At 69.4% G+C, this 307-nt stretch carries 1 protein-coding gene; it reads right to left on the reverse strand.

Annotation, left to right across the window (positions count from 1 at the left end; all coding sequences use genetic code 11):
• Window positions 1-307 (reverse strand): IS66 family transposase (locus tag Q7A36_RS41265; RefSeq protein ID WP_305109549.1); only part of this gene is annotated, 307 nt, incomplete at both ends.

Below are 307 nucleotides of genomic sequence, written 5' to 3' on the forward strand. Positions count from 1 at the left end.
AGTAGACGAGTGTCGGGCCCGCGCTGTCGTCCTTCGGCGCGGCCAGGCTCTTGTAGGCGGTGTAGCCATCGCACTGTAGCAGGCCGCTGTAGCCCGCCAACAGGTCGCGGGCGTGTTCGGCACCGCGGCCCGGGGCGTAGTGGAACACCACGGCCGGTGGGTCGGTGCCGCCCCAGGGCCGGTCATCACGGGCGATCGCCCAGGCAAAGCCCTTTTTGGTCTTGCCCCGACCGGGGTCGAGCACCGGCATGGAGGTCTCGTCAGCAAACAGCCGTACCGAGGCGCAGAGGATCTCGCGCATGCGCGT

Source organism: Paracraurococcus lichenis, from assembly GCF_030657435.1.
In the GTDB taxonomy this organism is placed as follows: Bacteria; Pseudomonadota; Alphaproteobacteria; order Acetobacterales; family Acetobacteraceae; genus Paracraurococcus; species Paracraurococcus lichenis.